18 protein-coding genes are annotated in these 19,785 nt (G+C 62.6%); 17 read left to right on the top strand and 1 reads right to left on the bottom strand.

Annotation, left to right across the window (positions count from 1 at the left end; translation table 11 throughout):
• Positions 1-82: 82 nt before the first annotated feature.
• The 17 genes from C6Y56_RS10385 to C6Y56_RS10305 all read left to right on the top strand — a co-directional run bounded on the left by C6Y56_RS10385 (position 83) and on the right by C6Y56_RS10305 (position 18,848).
• Positions 83-1,435 carry a UDP-glucose dehydrogenase family protein gene (locus C6Y56_RS10385; protein WP_169429772.1) on the top strand — a complete coding sequence of 451 codons (1,353 nt, stop codon included), beginning with the start codon at positions 83-85 and terminating at the stop codon, positions 1,433-1,435.
• Positions 1,432-2,469: an NAD-dependent epimerase/dehydratase family protein gene (locus C6Y56_RS10380; RefSeq protein ID WP_169429771.1), complete on the top strand. Its 1,038-nt coding sequence runs from the start codon at positions 1,432-1,434 to the stop codon at positions 2,467-2,469. The genes C6Y56_RS10385 and C6Y56_RS10380 overlap by 4 nt, the downstream gene beginning before the upstream one ends.
• Before the next feature lie 18 nt (positions 2,470-2,487).
• Positions 2,488-3,234, top strand: a complete 747-nt coding sequence (locus C6Y56_RS10375) for a sugar transferase (RefSeq protein WP_169429770.1) — start codon at positions 2,488-2,490, stop codon at positions 3,232-3,234.
• On the top strand, positions 3,234-3,881 hold the full coding sequence (locus C6Y56_RS10370) for a CpsD/CapB family tyrosine-protein kinase (protein ID WP_169429769.1): 648 nt from the start codon (positions 3,234-3,236) through the stop codon (positions 3,879-3,881). Before C6Y56_RS10375 ends, C6Y56_RS10370 begins: the two co-directional genes overlap by 1 nt.
• A 20-nt stretch (positions 3,882-3,901) precedes the next feature.
• Entirely contained in the window at positions 3,902-4,927 is a 1,026-nt protein-coding gene (locus C6Y56_RS10365; protein ID WP_169429768.1) for a polysaccharide biosynthesis/export family protein, read from the top strand.
• 17 nt (positions 4,928-4,944) lie between these two features.
• On the top strand, positions 4,945-6,537 hold the full coding sequence (locus C6Y56_RS10360; protein ID WP_169429767.1) for a GumC family protein: 1,593 nt from the start codon (positions 4,945-4,947) through the stop codon (positions 6,535-6,537).
• Positions 6,522-7,628 (top strand): glycosyltransferase family 4 protein, encoded by a 1,107-nt coding sequence (locus C6Y56_RS10355; protein ID WP_432760325.1) that lies wholly within the window; start codon positions 6,522-6,524, stop codon positions 7,626-7,628. Before C6Y56_RS10360 ends, C6Y56_RS10355 begins: the two co-directional genes overlap by 16 nt.
• Positions 7,625-8,995 carry an O-antigen ligase family protein gene (locus C6Y56_RS10350; protein ID WP_169429765.1) on the top strand — a complete coding sequence of 457 codons (1,371 nt, stop codon included), beginning with the start codon at positions 7,625-7,627 and terminating at the stop codon, positions 8,993-8,995. Before C6Y56_RS10355 ends, C6Y56_RS10350 begins: the two co-directional genes overlap by 4 nt.
• Positions 8,992-9,960, top strand: a complete 969-nt coding sequence (locus C6Y56_RS10345; protein ID WP_169429764.1) for a glycosyltransferase — start codon at positions 8,992-8,994, stop codon at positions 9,958-9,960. Before C6Y56_RS10350 ends, C6Y56_RS10345 begins: the two co-directional genes overlap by 4 nt.
• Complete coding sequence (locus C6Y56_RS10340; protein ID WP_169429763.1) at positions 9,953-11,089, top strand: glycosyltransferase; 1,137 nt, start codon at positions 9,953-9,955, stop codon at positions 11,087-11,089. The genes C6Y56_RS10345 and C6Y56_RS10340 overlap by 8 nt, the downstream gene beginning before the upstream one ends.
• Positions 11,090-11,102: 13 nt before the next feature.
• Positions 11,103-12,104, top strand: coding sequence for a polysaccharide deacetylase family protein (locus C6Y56_RS10335; RefSeq protein WP_169429762.1), 1,002 nt, complete (start codon positions 11,103-11,105; stop codon positions 12,102-12,104).
• A complete protein-coding gene (locus tag C6Y56_RS10330) occupies positions 12,101-13,408 on the top strand; it encodes a lipopolysaccharide biosynthesis protein (protein ID WP_169429761.1) in 1,308 nt (435 codons plus the stop codon). Before C6Y56_RS10335 ends, C6Y56_RS10330 begins: the two co-directional genes overlap by 4 nt.
• On the top strand, positions 13,405-15,324 hold the full coding sequence (locus tag C6Y56_RS10325) for a hypothetical protein (RefSeq protein WP_169429760.1): 1,920 nt from the start codon (positions 13,405-13,407) through the stop codon (positions 15,322-15,324). The genes C6Y56_RS10330 and C6Y56_RS10325 overlap by 4 nt, the downstream gene beginning before the upstream one ends.
• 71 nt (positions 15,325-15,395) lie before the next feature.
• A complete protein-coding gene (locus C6Y56_RS10320) occupies positions 15,396-16,085 on the top strand; it encodes an N-acetyltransferase (RefSeq protein WP_169429759.1) in 690 nt (229 codons plus the stop codon).
• A 4-nt stretch (positions 16,086-16,089) separates the two neighbouring features.
• Entirely contained in the window at positions 16,090-17,277 is a 1,188-nt protein-coding gene (locus C6Y56_RS10315; protein WP_169429758.1) for a GNAT family N-acetyltransferase, read from the top strand.
• Positions 17,249-18,040: a ChbG/HpnK family deacetylase gene (locus tag C6Y56_RS10310; RefSeq protein WP_169429757.1), complete on the top strand. Its 792-nt coding sequence runs from the start codon at positions 17,249-17,251 to the stop codon at positions 18,038-18,040. The genes C6Y56_RS10315 and C6Y56_RS10310 overlap by 29 nt, the downstream gene beginning before the upstream one ends.
• Before the next feature lie 115 nt (positions 18,041-18,155).
• The gene (locus C6Y56_RS10305; RefSeq protein WP_169429756.1) at positions 18,156-18,848 is read left to right on the top strand and encodes a GNAT family N-acetyltransferase; all 693 of its coding nucleotides are present in this window, start codon (positions 18,156-18,158) and stop codon (positions 18,846-18,848) included.
• Positions 18,849-18,897: 49 nt separating this feature from the next.
• On the opposite strand, the gene C6Y56_RS10300 is transcribed toward C6Y56_RS10305, so the two are convergent.
• Positions 18,898-19,704 carry a class I SAM-dependent methyltransferase gene (locus tag C6Y56_RS10300; RefSeq protein ID WP_169429755.1) on the bottom strand — a complete coding sequence of 269 codons (807 nt, stop codon included), beginning with the start codon at positions 19,702-19,704 and terminating at the stop codon, positions 18,898-18,900.
• Positions 19,705-19,785: the final 81 nt, after the last annotated feature.

The raw sequence follows: 19,785 nt of genomic DNA, 5'->3' as shown, positions 1-19,785 counted from the left end.
CACGCTTTCCCCACCCTGCGCTATACCCCTTTTGACAGTTCCAATTCGATCTTCTTTCCACCGTCTTACGAGGCACGCCAATATGGACGTGAGCGTATTTGGTACGGGCTATGTTGGCCTGATTCAAGCTGCGGCACTCGCCGATGTCGGACATCGAGTGTTGTGCGTCGATATTGACCCGAACAAGATTAAACAACTGCAACAGGCAGTTCCGCCGATCAGTGAACCGGGACTGTCGGCAACTTTGGAAGAAAACATCAAGGCCGGGCGCTTGCTGTTTACCACCCAGGCCAGCGATGCCGTTGAACACGCCGAACTGATCTTCATCGCCGTGGGTACGCCGGCTGACGAGGACGGTTCCGCCGACCTCAGCCATGTGCTCAGCGTGGCACGGCAAATCGCAAGCTTCATGGAGGCCGATCGCACCCTGATCATCAAATCCACGGTGCCGGTCGGCACGGCGGATCAGGTACTCGACACCGCCAACAACGAATTGCACCGGCGCGGCAAAAGCGGCCTGAACGTGCGAATCGTGTCCAACCCCGAATTCCTCAAAGAAGGCAGCGCCCTCGCCGACTGCATGCGTCCGGACCGGATCATTGTCGGCACCCTGGACCCTGACGCCCGGGAGCAGTTGAGCGAGCTGTATGCACCGTTCTGCCGCAACCACGAAAAACTGATGTTCATGGACAACCGCAGCGCCGAGCTGACCAAGTACGCGGCCAACGCGATGCTCGCCACTCGCATCAGCTTCATGAACGAACTGGCCAACCTCACCGAACTGCTGGGCGCCGACATCGAAGCCGTGCGCAAGGGCATCGGCTCCGACCCGCGCATCGGCTATCACTTCATCTACCCCGGCTGCGGCTTCGGTGGTTCGTGCTTTCCCAAGGATCTGCGCGCCCTGTTGCACACTGCCGAGCTCAACGGCATGCCGCTGAAATTGCTGCGCAGTGTCACCGACGTCAACGACACCCAGCGGCACATCCTGTTCAGCAAGCTGAAGGCGCGGTTCCCGCAAGGCCTGGCTGGCAAGTCCATCGCCATCTGGGGCCTGGCCTTCAAGCCGAACACCGATGACATGCGCGAAGCCCCCAGCCGTTATCTGATGGATGCCCTGTGGGCCGAAGGCGCCAGTGTGCAGGCCTACGATCCCGAGGCCATGTCCGAATGCCGGCGCATTTACGGCTACCGCGATGACCTGCACCTGTGCGCCACCCGCGACGACACCCTGGAGGATGCCGACGCACTGGTGATCTGCACCGAGTGGAAGAATTTCCGCGTGGTGGATTTCGAGCTGCTGGCCAGCAAGCTGCGCTCGAAAGTCATCATCGACGGTCGCAACCTCTACAACCCTGAACAAGTGGCAGCCGCCGGCCTGCACTACAGCGGCATCGGCCTGCGGCATATCGCGCCTGACGGGCTGCGGTCATGAAAATCCTCGTCACCGGTGCGGCCGGGTTCATTGGCGCTCATTGCGTGCTGCGGCTGATGCGCGACGGGCATCAGGTCGTCGGCCTGGACAATTTCAACGCCTATTACGACCCGCAGCTCAAGCATGATCGTGTGCGCTGGGTACGCGGTCAGGTCGGCGATTTCCAGATTGCCAGAGTCGATCTGGCCGACGCCGCCGCCGTCGATGCGCTGTATGTCCGCGAGTGCCCGCAAGTGGTGATCCACCTCGCGGCGCAGGCCGGGGTGCGTTACTCGCTGGAAAATCCACGGGCCTACATGGACAGCAACCTCAGTGGCTTCCTGAACATTCTGGAGTGCTGCCGGCATCACCCGGTTGAACACTTGATCTATGCCTCGTCGAGCTCGGTATACGGCGCCAACCAGCACACGCCGTACACGGTGCATGACGACGTCAATCACCCGCTGTCGCTGTACGCCGCGACCAAAAAAGCCAACGAACTGATGGCCCACAGCTACAGCTATCTGTTCGGCATTCCCTGCACCGGGCTGCGCTTTTTCACGGTGTACGGGCCCTGGGGGCGGCCGGACATGTCGCCGATCCAGTTCGCCCGGGCCATCACCGAAGGCCTGCCGTTGAAGCTGTTCAACTACGGCCTGCACCAGCGCGATTTCACCTACATCGACGACATCGTCGAAAGCATTGCCCGCCTCACGGTCCATCCGCCGCATACCCATCCAGAATGGGATCGCGAGCACCCCGATGCGGGCAGCAGCATGGCGCCGTGGTGCTTGTTCAACATCGGCGGCCACCATCCGGTGGAGCTGAAAACCTACCTGGCCCTGATGGAAAAACACCTCGGCCAAAAAGCCATTGTCGAGCTGCTGCCCCTGCAACCGGGCGACGTGCTCAACACCTGTGCCGACACCGACGATCTGGCCCAGGCCACCGGGTTCCAGCCCCGGATAGAGCTGGATGAAGGCCTCGGGCGTTTCATCGCCTGGTACCGCGATTATTACCCGACTGCCTGTCGCCCACGCGCCGTTCGCGGCTGAACACCAGCGGAGGACTCCATGACTGGACATGAAAAAGGTGTACCGATCCAACATTTGGTTCGTGACAAACGCATGGATCCGGAACATCGAATGCGCCTCGACGCGGCCATCCACCGCCAGGGGCAAGGCTGGGTAACCGGACGCGAGGGTGGCCGTCCCTGGCAGCTGTCGCGCACCAACAGGGTGGTGGCCTGCTTCGGCGCGCTGGTCATTCTGGTGATGATTTCGCCGCTGCTGATCGGTCTGGCACTCGCCATCAAGCTCACCAGCAAAGGCCCGGTGATGTTCGTGCAGAAACGCACCGGCTATCGCGGCCGCAAGTTCGGCATGTACAAATTCCGCACCATGGTCGCCAACGCGGAAGAACTCAAAGAGTCGCTGCGCCACCTCAATAAACACGGTGCCGATGCGATCGACTTCAAGATTGATCAGGACCCGCGCATCACCCGGATCGGCGGTTTCCTTCGGCGCACCAGCCTCGACGAACTGCCCAACCTGATCAATGTGGTGACCGGCGACATGCGCCTGGTCGGCCCTCGTCCGACCTCGTTCAACGCCTACCGCTACAAGGACAAGCACCTCGCCCGTCTGGCGATCTACCCCGGCATGACCGGCCTGTGGCAGATCTCCGGGCGCAGCAATATCGACTTCGACCAGCGCGTTGAGTTGGACCTCAGCTACATCGCCGAGCAGAGCCTGTTGCTTGATTTGAAGATCCTGTTGAAAACCCCTTTCAAAGTATTCAGCGGCCACGGAGCAAGCTAATGGACGGTTCAACCAACAAAAGCCTGAGCATCGCCAGCCCCAGCGAGTCGAACCTGACGTCGACCGTGCTGGACCTGGATCTGCGGATCCTTTTCCTGACCGCCGCCAACCCCGGCGCCGGCACTACCACCAGCGCGCTGGCCATGGCCAGCCAACTGGCACAGATGAGCAGCGGACTGGTGCTGTACGTCGATGCCAGTCAGTCGGCGAACAACCTCACCCAGCAACTGAACCTGGGCAAGGAGCGCGGCCTGCGCGACCTGCTGTTCAACCCGGACAACCCGCCGCTGTTGCAGGACTGCGTGGTGCAGGTCTCAAGCCTGCCCTTCCACGTGCTGCCCAACGGCCGGCCGATCCGCACCCTGGAACACCTGACCGCCGAGCGCCTGAGCCCGTTGCTCGATCAACTGGGCGCTCAGTACCGCTTTGTGGTGATCGACGGCGACGCGGTGTATTCAGCCGCCGACACGCTGGTCATCAGCACTCAGGTCGACGGCGTGGTGTTCGTGGTCCGCGCCGAAGACACCCGCTGGGAAGTCGCGCAAGCAGCCGTGCAGCGCTTGACCCAGGCCGGGGCGAAAGTGGTCGGCAGCGTGTTCAACCGGCGCAAGTACTACATGCCCAAATGGCTGTACAAAAACCTGTAAGCAACGCGAGGGATGACGCAATGAACGCCAAGATACTGGTTCTGCTGATGCTGCCGCTTGCAGGTTGCTCCAGCAACTCCGAAACCCAGACCATGCCGGTGAATATCCTCACCGCCACCCCGGCCAACGCCCAGGCCACCGACATGCCCAAGGTCGAACAGACCCTGCGCCCGCAGGATGTGCTGGACGTGATCTTCCACATCAGCACCAGCGGCTCGGACGCTTACCGCGTGCAGGCCGGTGACCAGATCGGCCTGAACTTCACCGCCGCCAGCCAGCTCAACGGCAACCAGTTGGTATTGCCGGACGGCACTATCAACCTGCCGGGCGCCAACACCTCGGTGAAGATCGTCGGGTTGACCAGTGACGAGGCTCGCGAAGAAATCCAGCGCGCCTACCAGCGCAAACAGTTGTTCCAGCCCAATCGCAATCAGCTGACCGTGCAGATCATCAGTCCGCTGACCAACGAGCAAAACCTGAAAAGCGCCCTCAACCACCCCGCCACCGGCATGAGCCGCGAGATCACCGTGGGCACTGACGGCTACGCGAGCTTCCCGGAAATCGGCGCCGTGCCGCTGCAAGGCATGACCGTCAATCAACTGGAAACCTTCCTCAACAAACGCTATGCGCAACTGCCGGGAAGGATGACCGTGGATGTGCTGCTCAAGTCCACCGCCGGCAACGAGATCTACGTGCTGGGTGAAGTCGGCCAGCCCGGTTCCTACCCGATCCGGCGGCCAGTCTCGGTACTTGAAGCGCTGACCCTGGCCCGTGGTACCAACGTCAAGGCGCGGCTGGATTCAGTGGTGATCATGCGGCGCAACGGCAATCAGGTGCAGGCCGTGCATTACGACGTCGAGAAGGCGCTGGCCGGCGACGCCTCGCAGATCGCCTACCTGCAACCGGACGACATGCTTTTCGTGCCGAAGACCAAACTGGCGAGTGCCGGCGATCTGGCCCGGCAACTGGCCGACGTGGTGCTGTTCCAGGGCGTGGGGTTCAGCTTCGGCTACCGCGTCGACAACAAAGGCAGCAACAACAACTGACTCTCGGGTGACCTGACATGAATCCAAAGGAAAACTACCTGCATGAGTTCTTCAGGATCTTCTTCGCCAACAAGCGACTGGTGAAGCGTGTCTTCCTGATCTTTGCAGTGATCGCGCTGGTGCTGCCGCTGGTGCTCAAACAGAGCTTCGATATCACCGCCCAGGTGATCGTGCAGTCAAAAAAACTCTCTCAGGGCGACGCCACCACGTCGCTGACCGTGGACAACGCCACATTCATTCCGCCGTCACTGGCGGACATGGAAACCGAGAGCAACATCCTGCGTTCGCCGGCGCTGATCCGTCAGACCATCAGCGAACTGCGGGACAAGGGTGAATACACCCCGCCTCCCGCGATGTTCGCCCGGCTGATCGGCGATCCGTTCAAGCGCTACATCACCTCGCCCCTGCGCCAGTACCTGATCAACCCGCTGCGCAACTTGCTGGGACTGGAAACCGACCCGGTGCGAGACACCGTGCTCGACGGGCTGACGCAACAGGCCATCGACAGCCTGAAGATCGAGACCCTGCCCGGTTCCAACGTGATCTCGATCGTCTACAGCTTCCCGGATCCGCATCAAGGCACGACCTTCGTCGCCGCCCTGCTGCAAAACTATCTGGTCAGCCGTCAGGCGCTGCAATCGATCGACCTGCCGCAGTCGTTCTACGAGACCAAGAAACACCTGTATCAGGTGCGCCTCGATGGTCTGGAAGGAAACCGCCAGGCGTTGCTGGAAAGTGTCGGTGCGGCGGATCCGAAGGAGGAAATCACCTTCCGCCTGAACGCGATCAACACCGAAGAACAGGCACTGAACCTGTATCAGGATCGCCTGCTGCAAAGCCAGCGCTGGCTGGAATACCTGAAAACCAGCCTGGCCGCCGCCAGCAACAACAAGCTCAATGACTACACCTTCCCCTACACCTTCACCACCACCGTCGACAATGTGGCGTTCGAAGACCGGGAGATCAAACAGCTGGGCGAGCAACTGACCACCCAGGTCAGCCGCTACATGAATGATCTGGCGGTGTTCCAGCCCGGCAGCGAGCCGATGCTGCTGACCCGTGAGCAGATCGCCCGTACCCGCCAGCAATTTCTCAAAGTGGTGAGCAACCGCATTCAGGAACGCACCAACGATCTGGCCGTGGTGCAACAGGTGATCGATCAGAAGACGGCGCGCATCGCCGAATTCAAGGCGCGCATCCATGATCTGCAGCAAACCCAAAGCAAACTGCGGCAGATGGACACCGAAATCGATGCCCTGCACGCCGCGTTCTCGACCTACGCCCAACGCTTTGCCGAAAGCAGCACCACCCGCGCGCTGAACGACGACCTGTCCAACGCCCGGGTCCTGAGCCCACCGTTTGAACCGACCGAAGCGGCGTTCCCCAAACCGCTGCTGATCATTCCGTTCGGTCTGTTCACCGGCCTGCTGCTGGCGATTGCCCTGGTCTACGTGCGTGAGTTCTTCGATCACCGCTTCAAACACCCGGCGCAAATCAGCCACGAGCTGGGCGTACCGGTGCTGCTGGTGATCAACGATCAGAGCACCGAACCCGGCAATCCGCACAAGAACTGGACCGTGCCAAGCTTCGTGCACTGGGTGCGCAATTGAACACGCCGTCCTCCCCGAACGCCGCGCTGCCGATCATTCATTTGCTCAGCAGCGGCGGCTTCTATGGGGCCGAGCGGATGTTGCTGGATCATTGCCTGGCGACACCGGGGCAGCATCAGGTGCTGTTTCTCGATGCGCCAGCGGAGCTGATCGAGCGCTTTCGCGAGGCCGGCGTCGATGCGCAAGGGTGCGCCGGGCTCGGCGCACTGCTCGGGCATCTGCGCCAGCGCCGGGCAGAACGTCCGTTGATCAACACCCATAATTTCAAGGGCCTGTTGTTCGGCTGGGTGGGCGCCTCGTTGCTGCGTCTGCCGCTGGTGATCACACAACACGGTTTCACCCCGCGCAGCCGCAAGCAGAAGTTCTACACCTGGCTCAGCCTGCAACTGTGCCGCACCGCCTCGGTGGATCGGGTGGTGTGCGTGGCCGAAAGCATCGCGGTGCTGCATCGCCAGGCCAGCGTGCGGGCGGAGAAGCTGCAAGTGATCCCCAACGGCCTGCCGGCGGCGATCGTCCAGCGGACTCTGCAAGTCGAAAATCCGCGCTGGCTCGCCGGATACGTCGGCCGCTTGAGCAGCGAGAAAGGCCCGGACCTGTTCCTCGATGCCCTGATCCCGTTGTGTCATCAGCACCCGCAGCTCGACGCGGTGATGCTCGGTGACGGCCCGGAACGCGAGGCATTGCAGGCACGAATCGAAGCCGCCGGGTTGCAGCAACGCATTCGCCTGCCGGGTTATCAGACCGACATGCGCCACTGGTGGCAGCGACTCGACGCGCTGGTGATCAGCTCGCGCACCGAAGGCACACCGATGATTTTGCTCGAGGCCATGCAGACCGGGGTGCCGGTGGTGGCCTTTGCTGTCGGCGGGATTCCCGATGTGCTGGAACACCGGCACAACGGCCTGCTCGCCACGCCGACCGACAGCAACGCCCTGGCCCGTCAGCTCGATACCCTGCTGAGCGACAGCGGGCTGGCGCGCAGACTGCGGGACAACGCAAAACGCACGCAACAGGACCGCTACGACCTCAAGGCCCTGGCCGAACGCTGGTCGCAGCTGTACATCCGCACGGCACGGGAGGCACGCGCATGATTTTCCCGCTCTCGATCGTCAGCTTGCTGGGTCTGGTCTGCATCGCCTTGCTGGCCAGCCCCTGGCCCTATCTTGCGCCAGGAGCGGTGCTGGGTCTGGTGGGGTTCACCGTGCTCTACCGCAAGCCGACCTGGGGCCTGCTCGGCATTGCTGCGCTGGTGCCGTTCGAGGGTTTCTTCAAGGACAGCTCACTGTCAGGCAGCAAGCTGATCGGTGCGTCGCTGGCAGTGATCCTGATGCTGCAGCTGGCGATGCATCAGATCCCGTCCGAACGCCTGCGCAGCAATATCTGGCGTTACCTGGTCTGGTTCATGGTTCTGTACTTTCTGAGCCTGCTCAACACCGATGACATGGGCATGTCTCTGGGTCATCTGCGCGAACTCAGTGTCGGTCTGATTCTGTTCGTCATCACTTTGCTGATCGGTCGAGAACTGAATCTCGACCTGTTCGCCCGGCTGGTGACGCTGGCCGTCAGCACCACCTGCGCAATGGCGATGTTCTCGAGCAAATTCCAGGATCAGGGCCGCGCCGCCGGCCTGCTCGAAGACCCGAATGCCTTTGCCATGCTGATCGCCTTCGCCGTACCGCTGGGCCTGCTGCTGATCATTCGCAGCCCGAACCTGTTGCACCGTTTGTTCTGGGGCGGTTGCTGCCTGCTGCTGCTCGGCGGCATGACCAAGACCGAATCCCGCTCCGGGCTGGTGGTGCTGGCGTTGAGTCTGGTGATCGGTTGCTGGCACTACCGCGCGCAACTGACACGCATCCGCCCACGGCACCTGGGCTTCGCCATGCTCGGCATGGCGATCGTAATTCCGCTGGCGATCTATGCGATGCCCGCCGGCTATCTGGCACGTATCCAGTCGCTGAGCGTGCTCAGTGCCGGCGCCCGTGGCCACGATGACGAATCCCTTGGTCGCCGTGCGTCGTACATCGTGGTCGGCAGCCAGATGATCCGCGAGAACCCGTTGCTCGGTTCCGGCCCCGGCACCTTTCCCCTGCATTACGCCACCACCGGGTACGCCAAGGCGTTTTCCGCCAACCGCAAGATCGGCGACCTGTACCGCCGGGCGCACAACACCTACCTGGAAATCTTCAGCGAACTGGGGGTTCCTGCCGGTCTGCTGTTCGTCGGCATGCTCGGACTGGGCCTGTACAACCTGATCCGCGCACGCCGCGTCTGGATGCAGCGCCGCGACTGGGAACAGGCTGACATGATGACCCACCTGGGCGTGAGTTTCCTGTCGCTGACCCTGTTTCTGATGTTCCTCAGTGCACCGAATCAGAAGTACGTGTGGATCATGCTCGCGCTCACCAGCGTCCTGCGCCTGAAGGCCGAGCAAGCACCGTTGGAAGAGGCCAGGACATGAGCCGGATCAGTGTCGTCATCCCGATGTACAACGAGGGCCGCCACATCGGCCGCACCCTGCTGGCGGCGCGAAAAGCCGCCCACGCGGCCAATGTCGAGTGCGAACTGATCGTGGTCGATAACGGCTCCAGCGATAACGGCCCGCAGATCGCCCGCCAGTTCGGCGCGCACGTGCTGGTGGTGCCGGGCGTGCTGATCGGCGCCCTGCGCAATCGCGGCGCCGCCATCGCCACCGGTGACTGGCTGGCATTCATCGACGCCGACATCGAAATGCCCGAAGACTGGCTCACCCGGCTGTTCGCCCTCGAGGCCGAGGGCCACGCCGATGTGTTCGGACTGGACCTGCACACCCCTGCTTCTGCACCGTGGTACGCCGTGGCCTGGCAACGCCGCACCCAGCGCCCGATCAGCCACACGGCTCATGCCGTGGACTGGTTGCCCAGCTCCAACCTGCTGATGCACCGGCGCTGGTTCGACAAGGTCGGCGGGTTCAACGAAACCCTGCGCACCGGTGAAGACAAAGAGTTCACCCTGCGTCAGAGCGAACAGGGCGCACGGCTGTTGTCGGTCAACGAAACCGTGGCCCTGCACTGGGGCTACGAAATGAACTGGCGCGAATGGATGGGCAAGGAAATATGGCGCCAGGGCAGTCATCTGCAACTGCTGCGCACCCATGGTTTCAGCCTGCGCCTGCTGCGTTTTCCGCTGTTGTCACTGGCGGCGTGGCTGCTGGATCTGCTGGCGATCTCCGCACTGCTTAACGGTTTTCCCCATCACGCCGCGGTCATGGTGATCGTAACCACGATCCCGGCGCTGGTACTGAGCATTCGTCAGAGTCTCCGCCAGCACGATATCGGCCTGACCCTGCAACTGTGGGGCCTGCACTGGATGCGTCTGCACCTGGCCGGTGCGGCGTTCATTCTCAGTCTGTGTCATTGGAATGCCAGGAGGCCTGCCCGTGGCTGAATTCATTTTCTGGATGTGCCTGCTGCTGCCGGTGTACGCCTATGTCGGCTACCCGCTGCTGCTGACGCTGCTCGCGCCGTTGTTCCCGGCGTGGCGCCACAGCCCGGCACCGCCGCTGAACATCAGCATCGTGATCGCCGCGCACAACGAAGCGCGGCATATCGAACACAAGCTGCGCTCGCTGCTGTCCCAGGATTATCAGCCGGCCACCCTGCAAATCATTCTGGCCAGCGACGGCTCCACTGACGACACCGTGGCTTGCGCGCACAAAGTCGTCGACCCACGGATTACCGTGCTTGACCTGCCCCGCCAGGGCAAGGCTGCCACGCTGAATGCCGGTGCAGCGCTGGCCACGGGCGACATTCTGGTGTTCACCGATGCTGACAACCAATGGTCGCGGGAAACCCTCGGCTATCTGCTCGCGCCTCTGAGCGATCCGCAGGTCGGCGCCTGCGCCGGGCACATGGTGATCCCGGTCACCGGCGGCGGACTGAGCGTCGGCGACAGCCTCTATCGGCATTACGAAGGCTGGCTGCGCCGGGTCGAGAATCGCACCGGTTGCATGGTCTCCGCCGACGGCGCCCTGCTCGCCTTGCGCCGGGAACTGTTCGAAAACGTGCCGGCGGAGGTCAACGACGACTTCTTCATCAGCACCTGCGCCCCGGTGAAATTCAAACGCATCGTCTACGTGCCTGAAGCGCAAGTGATCGACCACGGCGTCGATGAAGCGGACAAACAGTTCCGCCGCCGCCAGCGGGTCACCGTCGGCGGCCTGCAAAGCCTCGCCCAGCGCAGCGAGCTGCTCAATCCGCTCAAGCACGGGCTGTATTCGATTGCGCTGATCAGCCACAAACTGATCCGGCGGCTGGCGCCGATCCTGTTGCTGCCGTTGCTGCTGAGCAATTTCTGGCTGTGGGATGACCACGGTTTCTATCGCCTGAGCCTGATCGCGCAACTGCTCGGCTACGCCATCGCGATTGCCGGCCTGCTGGATTCGCAACACCGCTTGCCCAAACCGTTCCGCCTTGCGGCATTCCTTCTGGTGACACTGGCGGGCATGAGCATCGGCCTGTGGCAGTTCCTGCGCGGCCAGCGTTACGCCCAGTGGAACCCTGACCAAAACCGTTGAGAGGGCTCAAGCCATGGCGATCAAACAACTGATTAAACGCACCAGCGGCTGGCTCTATCTCAACTCGTCCGTGGGACGAAACCAGTTGCACGGCGCCGGGGTGATCCTGATGTTGCACCGGGTGCTGTCCAACGACCGCGCCGCCGACCTGGCGCACCGCAACGAACTGTGTGTCGGCCCGAAAGCCTTCGAGCATTTGCTGGTGTGGCTGCGCAAGCATTTCGATTGCGTGCCGCTGATGGAGATCCTGCAGCCCAACGCCCTGCGCCGCGAGCGCCCGCAAGTGGCGCTGACCTTCGATGACGGCTGGCGCGACAATGCCGCCAACGCCTTCCCGCTGCTGCAGAAGCATCAGGTGCCGGCGAGCATTTTCCTCTCCACCGACTTCATCGGCAGCCGTCAGCGCTTCTGGTGGGAAAGCCTCGGTGAAACCCTGTGGGGCAGCCACGGCGAAAAACCGCGCATGCACCTGATCGAATGTTTGCAGTCGCTCCATCATCCCGTGCCGGTTTTGTTGGACGACATCGACGTGGATCGGCGCAGTCTGACCCTGTTGCATTACCTGCAAAGGCTTAAAGCACTTGACCCGATGATGCTCGAACGCCTGACCGACGAGTGCCCGCAAGAGTCGCAACCTCAGGCACTGGACTGGCATCAGGTGCGGGCGATGGAGGCTTCGGGGCTGGTGCGTTTCGGTCCTCACGGTGCCAGTCACGCGATCCTGACCCAACTCGACGATGTGCGTCTGAGCGAAGAAATCAGCCGCAGCCGCAACGCCCTGAACAACGGCTGCAATCGGCCATTGCCGGTGTACTGCTACCCCAACGGCGACAACGACGCTCGAGTCCGCGAACAGATTGCCAGCCACGATTACCCGTTCGCCCTCGGCACCGGCACCGGGATCTATCGCGGCGCCGGTGATCCGCTGAACCTGCCGCGCTTTGGCGTCAGTCAACGTACGGCGCGCAACCCCGAGCTGCTGTCGTGGCGGATCTTTCGCGGAGCGCGACCATGAGTCGAAGCAGTTACCTCAAGCACCTGGCGCTGAGCATGGGCACCAAACTGGCAATGATCTCCCTGCGCCTGCTGAGGAACGTGTTGCTGGCGCGAATCCTCGGCCCCAGTGAGCGAGGTTTGTTCGCCCTGCTCAGCACCCTGCCCGACCTGATCAGCGCCGCCACCAGCGGCGGTTTGAATTCCGCCGTCGGTTACCAGGCCGCCAAGCAGCGGCCGATGGGGTTGCTGCTGGCTCAGGTGCTGGTGTTCGGTTGCTTGCTGGCAGGATTGTTGACCTTGCTGGTGGTGGCGCTGGTGCGTGAGTTCGGCAGTGAGCTGGACGTGACCGTGCAACTCGGCCTGCTGGCGTGGCTGTTGCTGCTGGCGGTGCCGTTGACCGTGCTCAAGAGCGGCTTGCTGACGCTGCACAATGCGTCCGGCGGCGTGGTCGCGTTCAATGCCTTGCGCCTGGTGGAATCCCTGGCGCCGCTGTTGCTGTTTCTCGCGTTGTTCTGGATGTGGAAAGAAGCGGCACTGGAAGCGGCGCTGATCAGTTGGCTGGCCGGGATCAGTCTGGTGGTGCTGGCCGGTTGGGTCTGGCTCAAGCGCGCGCAGCCGCTGCAACTGCAATGGGACCGCGCCAGCCAGAACGAACTGCTGCGCTACAGCGCCCGCAGCCATCCGGATCTGCTGTTCCAACAAGTGATTCTACGCTCCGACTACCTGTTCATCGGCGCCCTGCTCGGCAGTACCGCGCTCGGTCATTACGCGATGGCCAGCGCCGCCGCCGAACTGCTGCTGATCGTCCCGGAAGCGGTGACCACACCGCTGATGAAACGCCTGCTGCAACAGGACGAAGGCATGGACAAGGTCACCCCGCTGGCCCTGCGCCTGACGGCGACGGTGATGCTCGGCGCTTGCCTGACCATGGCCGTGATCGGCGAATGGCTGATCGTCACCCTGTTCGGCGCCGCCTACCAACCGGCGTATCCGGCGCTGCTGGCGTTGCTGCCGGGGCTGTTGGGTCTGTGCTACGCGAGCATTCTGCGGCTGGACCTGCTGGGCAAGAATCGCCCGGGCACGGTGTCGCTGCTGATGGGCCTCGGCGCCCTGCTCAACCTGGCCCTGAACGTGTTGCTGATCCCGACTTACGGGATTGTCGGCGCCGCAGCGGCGTCATCGATTGCCTATCTGGCGGTGACCGTGGCGATGCTGGTGTTGTATTGCCGTCTGAGCCGCGTGCCGTTCTGGCAAACCCTGATCATCCTGCCCGGCGACATAGCGCCAATGTGGCTGATGTTGCAGCGCAGGAAAGCCGCATGAAACACCTGGCCCTGCTGCTCGGACTAGGCCTCTCGCTGGACGCCTTCGCGGCGTCGATGCGCTGGGGCGACATTCGCGACGGCAGCCTGTACCTGCAAGCGGATCGCCCCGACACCGTGACCGTGCGCTGGGCGCCGGCATGGCAGGCAGATGCCAACGAAGAGCATCTGTACCTGCTCGACGGCCGGGGCAAATTGCAGGGCGAGCGCTTCATCAAGGCCAGCGAAACCCGTGGCAGCCAGAGCTGGTCATTGGCGCCGGGCGCCGCGAGTTATCAGCTGGAAATCCCCGGCTACAGCTTTCGCAATTACCGGGTCGAGCACGACGAAAACACGGTCGCATTGTTCGCCCCGGCCAAGGTGCATTTCAGCGCGGAAACCCGCGACGGCGATGAGCTGTATTTCAGGATTGCGCCGGGCGAACACGCGGTGCTGGCGGGCAAGTTCCACGGTGGCGTCAGCGCCCTGCAAGCGCAGCGGGTCGGCGACGGCCAACAACTGTCGCTGGGGCTCAAACCGTATCGCGCCTATTGGCAATTCGATCAGCTCGCGCTGCCGGTCAGCGATCGCGAACAAGTCTGGCGCCTGCGTCTGCAAGGCAGCGGCAAAGCGGCGTTCTGGCTCGACGGTACGGCCAATCTGTTTGCGCAGAATCCGCAGCAGCTCAAACCGCTGCGCGCAGACGACGGCCAGACCCGCCTGACCCTGCACGACAAAGTCCTCGGCCGCACGCCGGACCTGGGCATCGCCCTGCCCTACGTGATGCCGCCGCCCGCCAGCCATGCCGCCCTCGATGCGCTGAAACCGACGGCCGCCAGTTACTACAGCTTCGTCGATGTGACGGCGAAAAAACCGCAGTTCGAAGACGCGTTTCGCCAGGTTTATCAGGACCGTTTCGGCATTCGCCAGGACATCACCCTGCTCGCCGGCAGTCAGCGTCAGGCTGATTTGCGCGCCGACCTGCAAAGCAACGGCGGCCTCGACGCCTGGCTCGCGAGCACCCGGCTGCTTGGCGGCAAAGGCACGCACTACATCGGGTTTGCCGACGAGCCCAATCTCAACTATTCGAGTTACGAACAATACCGTTCGATCTTCACCAGCATGGCCCGCCAGGTGCACAGCGATCCGGCCAACGCCCGGGCCGGTGTGCGCATCGCGATGCCGGCCAGTTCGCGGCTGGTCAACGGCCCGTTCGCCGACAACGCGGCAAACAAGCGCGGCATCGACTGGGCCCGGCGACTGCTGGGCGAATCCGCCGATGAGGTCGATGCGCTGGCCTGGCATGAATGGATGATCCGCGACCTGCTCGCCACTCGCGTCTACCGCGACAGCGTGCGCCGCGCCGCCGATCTGGTGGGCCTTGATGCCAGGGGGCAGCCACGCAAGGCCTTGCTGCTGGATCAGACCAATCTGTCCAGCGGCTCAAGCCTGAGCCCCTACGATCAGGAAACCCATTACACCTCGCTGTGGTGGGCCTCGGTGGTGATCAACGCCTCCCAGGACGGCTTGCTGACCATGCTCAACTGGTTCCAGGCCGCCGATGAGCCGGAGTATCCCAAAGGCATGTTGCACGTCTCGCCGGATGAACAACACTTCGAACTCAAACCCGTGGGCCTGGCCCAGCAGTTCATCCAGCAACACTGGCTGCACAATGTGTTGTGGCTGGAGAACGATGCCTTCGAAGTCGATGTGCTGGCCATGGCCGGCGACGATCAGCGCGGGTTGCTGGGTGTAAACAAAGGCACGCGATTGCAGCATGTCGATCTGGCGGGGGTCACGTGCCCGTTGAACAACGGTGCCCTGCGCTACTTCGGCGCCGACAACCGCAGCCGCGACGCGCCCTTTCGCTGTCAGGACGGTCGCGTGCGTTTCGAACTGCCGGGGCAGACCCTGTTTTCCCTGAGCTGGAGCGCTTGATGAACCGCCCGTTGATGTCCTGCCGCGCAGGCCACTTGCCGCGCGATGCCACGTCATCAGGAGTACCGACCATGAACGTTGTGAAAAAAATCAGCGAACACCTCAAACAAAGAGGCCTGCGGGCCACGCTGGCCAAGGTGTGGAAGCACTACGTCTTTTCCCATCAGGAGCTGCTGTGGATGGAGCGCGACCTCGTCAGCCCGGTGCCGCCCCACAGCCTCAAACCGTATTCGCCGCTGCGGGTGGTGAAGATCACCCCGGACAACGCCAGCGCCTTCGCCCGCTATTTCGGTGACCGCGTCGGCACCATGGCCGAACTGGCCAATGAAGGTCACACCGGACACATGCACCTCGACGATCACGGCGATGCGGTGGCCTTCATCTGGGGCAGCGCCCGGGACTATTTCGACCGCCACTATTACGGCTGCCTGTTCCCGGTGAACCCCGGCGAGTTCTTCGAATTCGGCGGTGAACTCACCCGTTCCTACTGGGGCACCGAACTGTCGGTGGACCTGCAACTGGAACTGTGGAAAGCCATGGCCGCCCAGGGTTGCGACAAGGTGGTGGACGTCTGCGAGTTCCACAACATCCCGGCGCTCAAGCTGCACCTGCGCATGGGCTACACCGAACAGGGCCGGATCATGAACGTGTACACCCTGTTCGCCCGCTGGCGCTTCTACCGCGAAACCCGCTACAGCGGCTCGCGCCTGGATGCGTTGCGCAAACCTTCCCGTCCCTCCGTCACAGCAACGGCGACCTGAGCCTATGGCGCGATTCGAATGGCGCACCTCGTTGTGCGCCCCTGACTTCCCGGCAGCGGCTTATGAAGCACTGCGCCTGCGGGTGACGGATCACACGCCGTTCAACAGCCTCGGCTGGTTGATCGCGGCAGAGCAGACACTCGATGCGAGTGAGCATCTGCACATTCTGCTGGGCTGGGAAGCGGACGAATTGCGCCTGTGCCTGCCGCTGGTGTCCGGTCGTGAACGCTTTGGCGGGATACCGTTTGGCGTGGTGCATCACCTCGGGTATCCGCTGGCGGATCGTCTGGCATTGCTGTCTGTGCTGGCGGCCGAAGACATGCGCCAGGCACTGCGGCTGATCCGCCATCGCATCCCCCACGCCTTGCTGCAATTCAACGAACTGTCGGAGCCTGCGGGCGAGGAAAGTGTCCTCACCGAATGGATGGCGCACAGCTCGACCGGCGAACGGCGCTTGAGCTGTCGGGTACCGGTGCATCTGATCAGTGACGCCGATCTTCAGGAGGTCTCCGGTGATCCGCGCTACAAACTGCGCCGTGCACGCAAACGCATTGCTGCGTGTGGCGCACGAGTACGGCGGATCATTCCCGATGCCCTGACCATGGGCCCGTTGCTGCAAGCCATCAGCGAAGTCGAAGCCGTCAGTTGGAAAGGCGACGAAGGCGTCGGCATCTTCGCCACCGAACGCAGCCGACGCTGCATCGAAAGCGCCTTCACCGCCCTCGCCGCCCAAGGCCTGGTGCGCGTGGTCACGCTGGAGCTGGACGGTCGCTGCATCAGCTACCGCCTCGGCCTGCTCGAACAGGGCCGGCTCTACGATTACAACCTCGCCTTCCTGCCGCAGTACGCCGATCTGGGCAGCGGCCGAGTGTTGCTGGAGGAATGGATTCGCTGGGGCCTTGAGGATCACTGGCGCTGGATCGATGCCTCGCGGGTCAGCCTGGAGAACTCCAGCCATCAACTGCACGAACGCATGACCGGGCAACTGGAACACTGGCGCTGGAGCTTCTACTCCTGGCGCCCGAGCGGACTGTTGCTGGGGCTTGGGCTGCGTGTCTGGCAGCGGCTCAAACCGAAAATGCAGCAGTGGCGCGCACGGCAGGCAACGACAAAACCGGCGGCCCTCGCGAAATCGGCCACCCACCCCACCACGGAGGGCGAACATGCCTCGCCAAGTCATAGTCAACGCTGACGATTTCGGCCTGAGCCCGAACGAAAATGCGGTGATCTTCAATGCGTTCCAGGCCGGGGTCATCAGCTCCGCGACAGCCATGGCCAACATGCCGGCATTCGAAGCGGCCTGCGCGATGGCTCGTCATCACTTGCTGGAGGGGCGGGTCGGCCTGCACTTCAACCTGACGTACGGCCGGCCATTGAGTCAGGCGATTCTCGCCCGCCCCACTTTCTGCGACAGCCACGGGGTGTTCGATCTGAGCCTTGCGCGGCACAGCCTGTGGCTGAGTCGTGAAGATCGCGAAGCGGTACAGGAGGAATTGCAGACGCAGTGGCAGCGTTGTGTGGATCACGGCGTACGCCCCAGTCACCTCGATTCACATCAGCACGTGCACAACATCTGGCCGATCGGCGAGATCGTCGCGCGCTTCGCCGCCCACCAGGGTGTGCCGGTGCGACTGGCACGTAACCTGGGACAGAACCTCAGCCTGCCGAAGCGCCTGTTCAAGGGTTTGCTCAACCGTCGTTTGCAAGGGCTGGCCGGTGCGACGGCGGACTATGTCTGCACCCCGGTGGACCTGCGCAGCGAGCCTGCACCGACCGACGGTGTGTTGGAAATCGTCGCCCATCCGAATCAGCTCGGGGCTGATTTCGGTGATGCCTATCTCGAACCCGGAGAGTCCCTGAGTCGCCTGCTAGAGCGCCGGCTGCTGGGCGTTCCACGGGTTTCCTACGCTGACTTGAACAAGGAATTCCTAAGCGGTGCCGCGGCACTCGATTGAGTTACACAACTGGCAATAATTTCGAAGATGGCACTTTGAAATGAACTTGCCAGCTTGATCTATACCCACAAAAGCCACATCCAAAAACACCCGGGCTTCGGCCACGGAGGGCATCATGAGCGTCATCGAAAAGCTGCGCGAACGCATCAAGCAAAAAGGCCTGGGCCGCACCATCGGCACCTTGTGGAAACGCTACGTGTTCTTCCATTGGGAACTGCTGTGGATGGAGCGCGACCTGATCAGCCCGGTGCCGCCGCACAAGCTGCGCCCTTATGAAGGCCTACGCAAAGTCGACATCACGCCGCAGAATGCCGGCGCCTTCGCCAAACACTTCGGTGACCGCGTGCAGACCATGGCCGAACTCGCCAGCGAAGGCCACACCGGGCACATGTACCTGGACGCCGACGGTCACGCCGTAGCCTTCATCTGGGGGAGCACCCGGGATTATCACGACCGTCACTATTACGGCTGCAACTTCCCGGTCAAACCGGGCGAGTTCTTCGAATTCGGCGGCGAAATGACCCGCGCCTACTTCGGCAGCAGCCTGTCGGTGGACGTGCAAGTCACCCTCTGGCAAGCCATGGCCGCCCAGGGTTGCCACAAGGTGGTGGACGTCTGCGAAACCCACAACATCCCGGCGCTGAAGCTGCACATTCGCATGGGCTATCAGGAACAGGGCCGTGTGACCCACGTCTATGGGCTGTTTGGAAAGTGGCGGTTCTTCCGCGAGACTCGGTATGAAGGCTCGCGACTGGAACCGCTGCGCAAACCGGGGCGGCCGGTGGTGACGGCGGCTGCGCAGGCTTGAAATGACGAAGGCGGCCATTCGGCCGCCTTCGTGACGCTCAATTCGGACTTCAGTTTTTCACCCCCACCCACGTAAAACACATCGGCATCTGCGCCTCGCGGTTCAGGTATTGGTCATACGCCTCTTCCCGGTTCGAATGCGGGTATTCCTTGAAATGCGCGATGTTCAGCCCGGCGTCGAGGGCGGCGGTGAAGATGGCGCCGAGGTTGTGCACGAACCAGTACGACGGTGCGGCCTGTTGTTCGACCTTGCCGACGTAGACGATCGGTTCCTGCTGCACGAACGGCTCGCGGCGAAAGTACGAGGTCGCCAGGCGAAACGGATCTTCGGCCTCGGGATCGACCATTTCCAGGAACGGGTGGGTTTCGTAGATCACCAGCCGCCCGCCCGGTTTGAGGGTCGAGGCGACGTGGCGGAAAAATTCACCGATGTCAGGCATCCAGTTGAGGACGCCGATGGTGATCAGCGCCACATCGAAGCGATTACACAGTGATTCGGGCAGGTGGTGAATGTCGGCTTCGATGAATTGGGCCTGGTGTGGCGAACGGCTGTTCAACGCCCGGGCCTGTTCGAGAAACGCCGCCGACTGATCGACACCGACGACGCTTCGCGCCCCCAGCGCGAACAGCGAGAGGCTCTCGCGGCCATTGTTGCAGCCCAGTTGCACGACATCCTTGCCAGCGACACCGACCTGCTCCAGCAGCCCGCGCAGGGTGTCGTCGAGGCAGGAAAAACCGACCTGGGTGACCTCGGTCAGCAAAACCTGCCAGTCAGGCGAATCCTGGTGATGGCGGGCCGAATCGTTCCACGCCTGACGATTGCTTTCGATGGCGTTCTTGTTGTTTGGCACTTCCATGGCGCACTCCGCACGCTCTTGATTGAGCGGCCCGAGTCTAGTGGAGCCTGCCGATCCAGGTTGTTGCGAACTTGTAAGCCA

It is taken from the genome of Pseudomonas fluorescens (assembly GCF_012974785.1).
GTDB classification, from domain to species: domain Bacteria; phylum Pseudomonadota; class Gammaproteobacteria; order Pseudomonadales; family Pseudomonadaceae; genus Aquipseudomonas; species Aquipseudomonas fluorescens_BT.
This window is presented reverse-complemented; position numbering and strand designations above follow the sequence as displayed.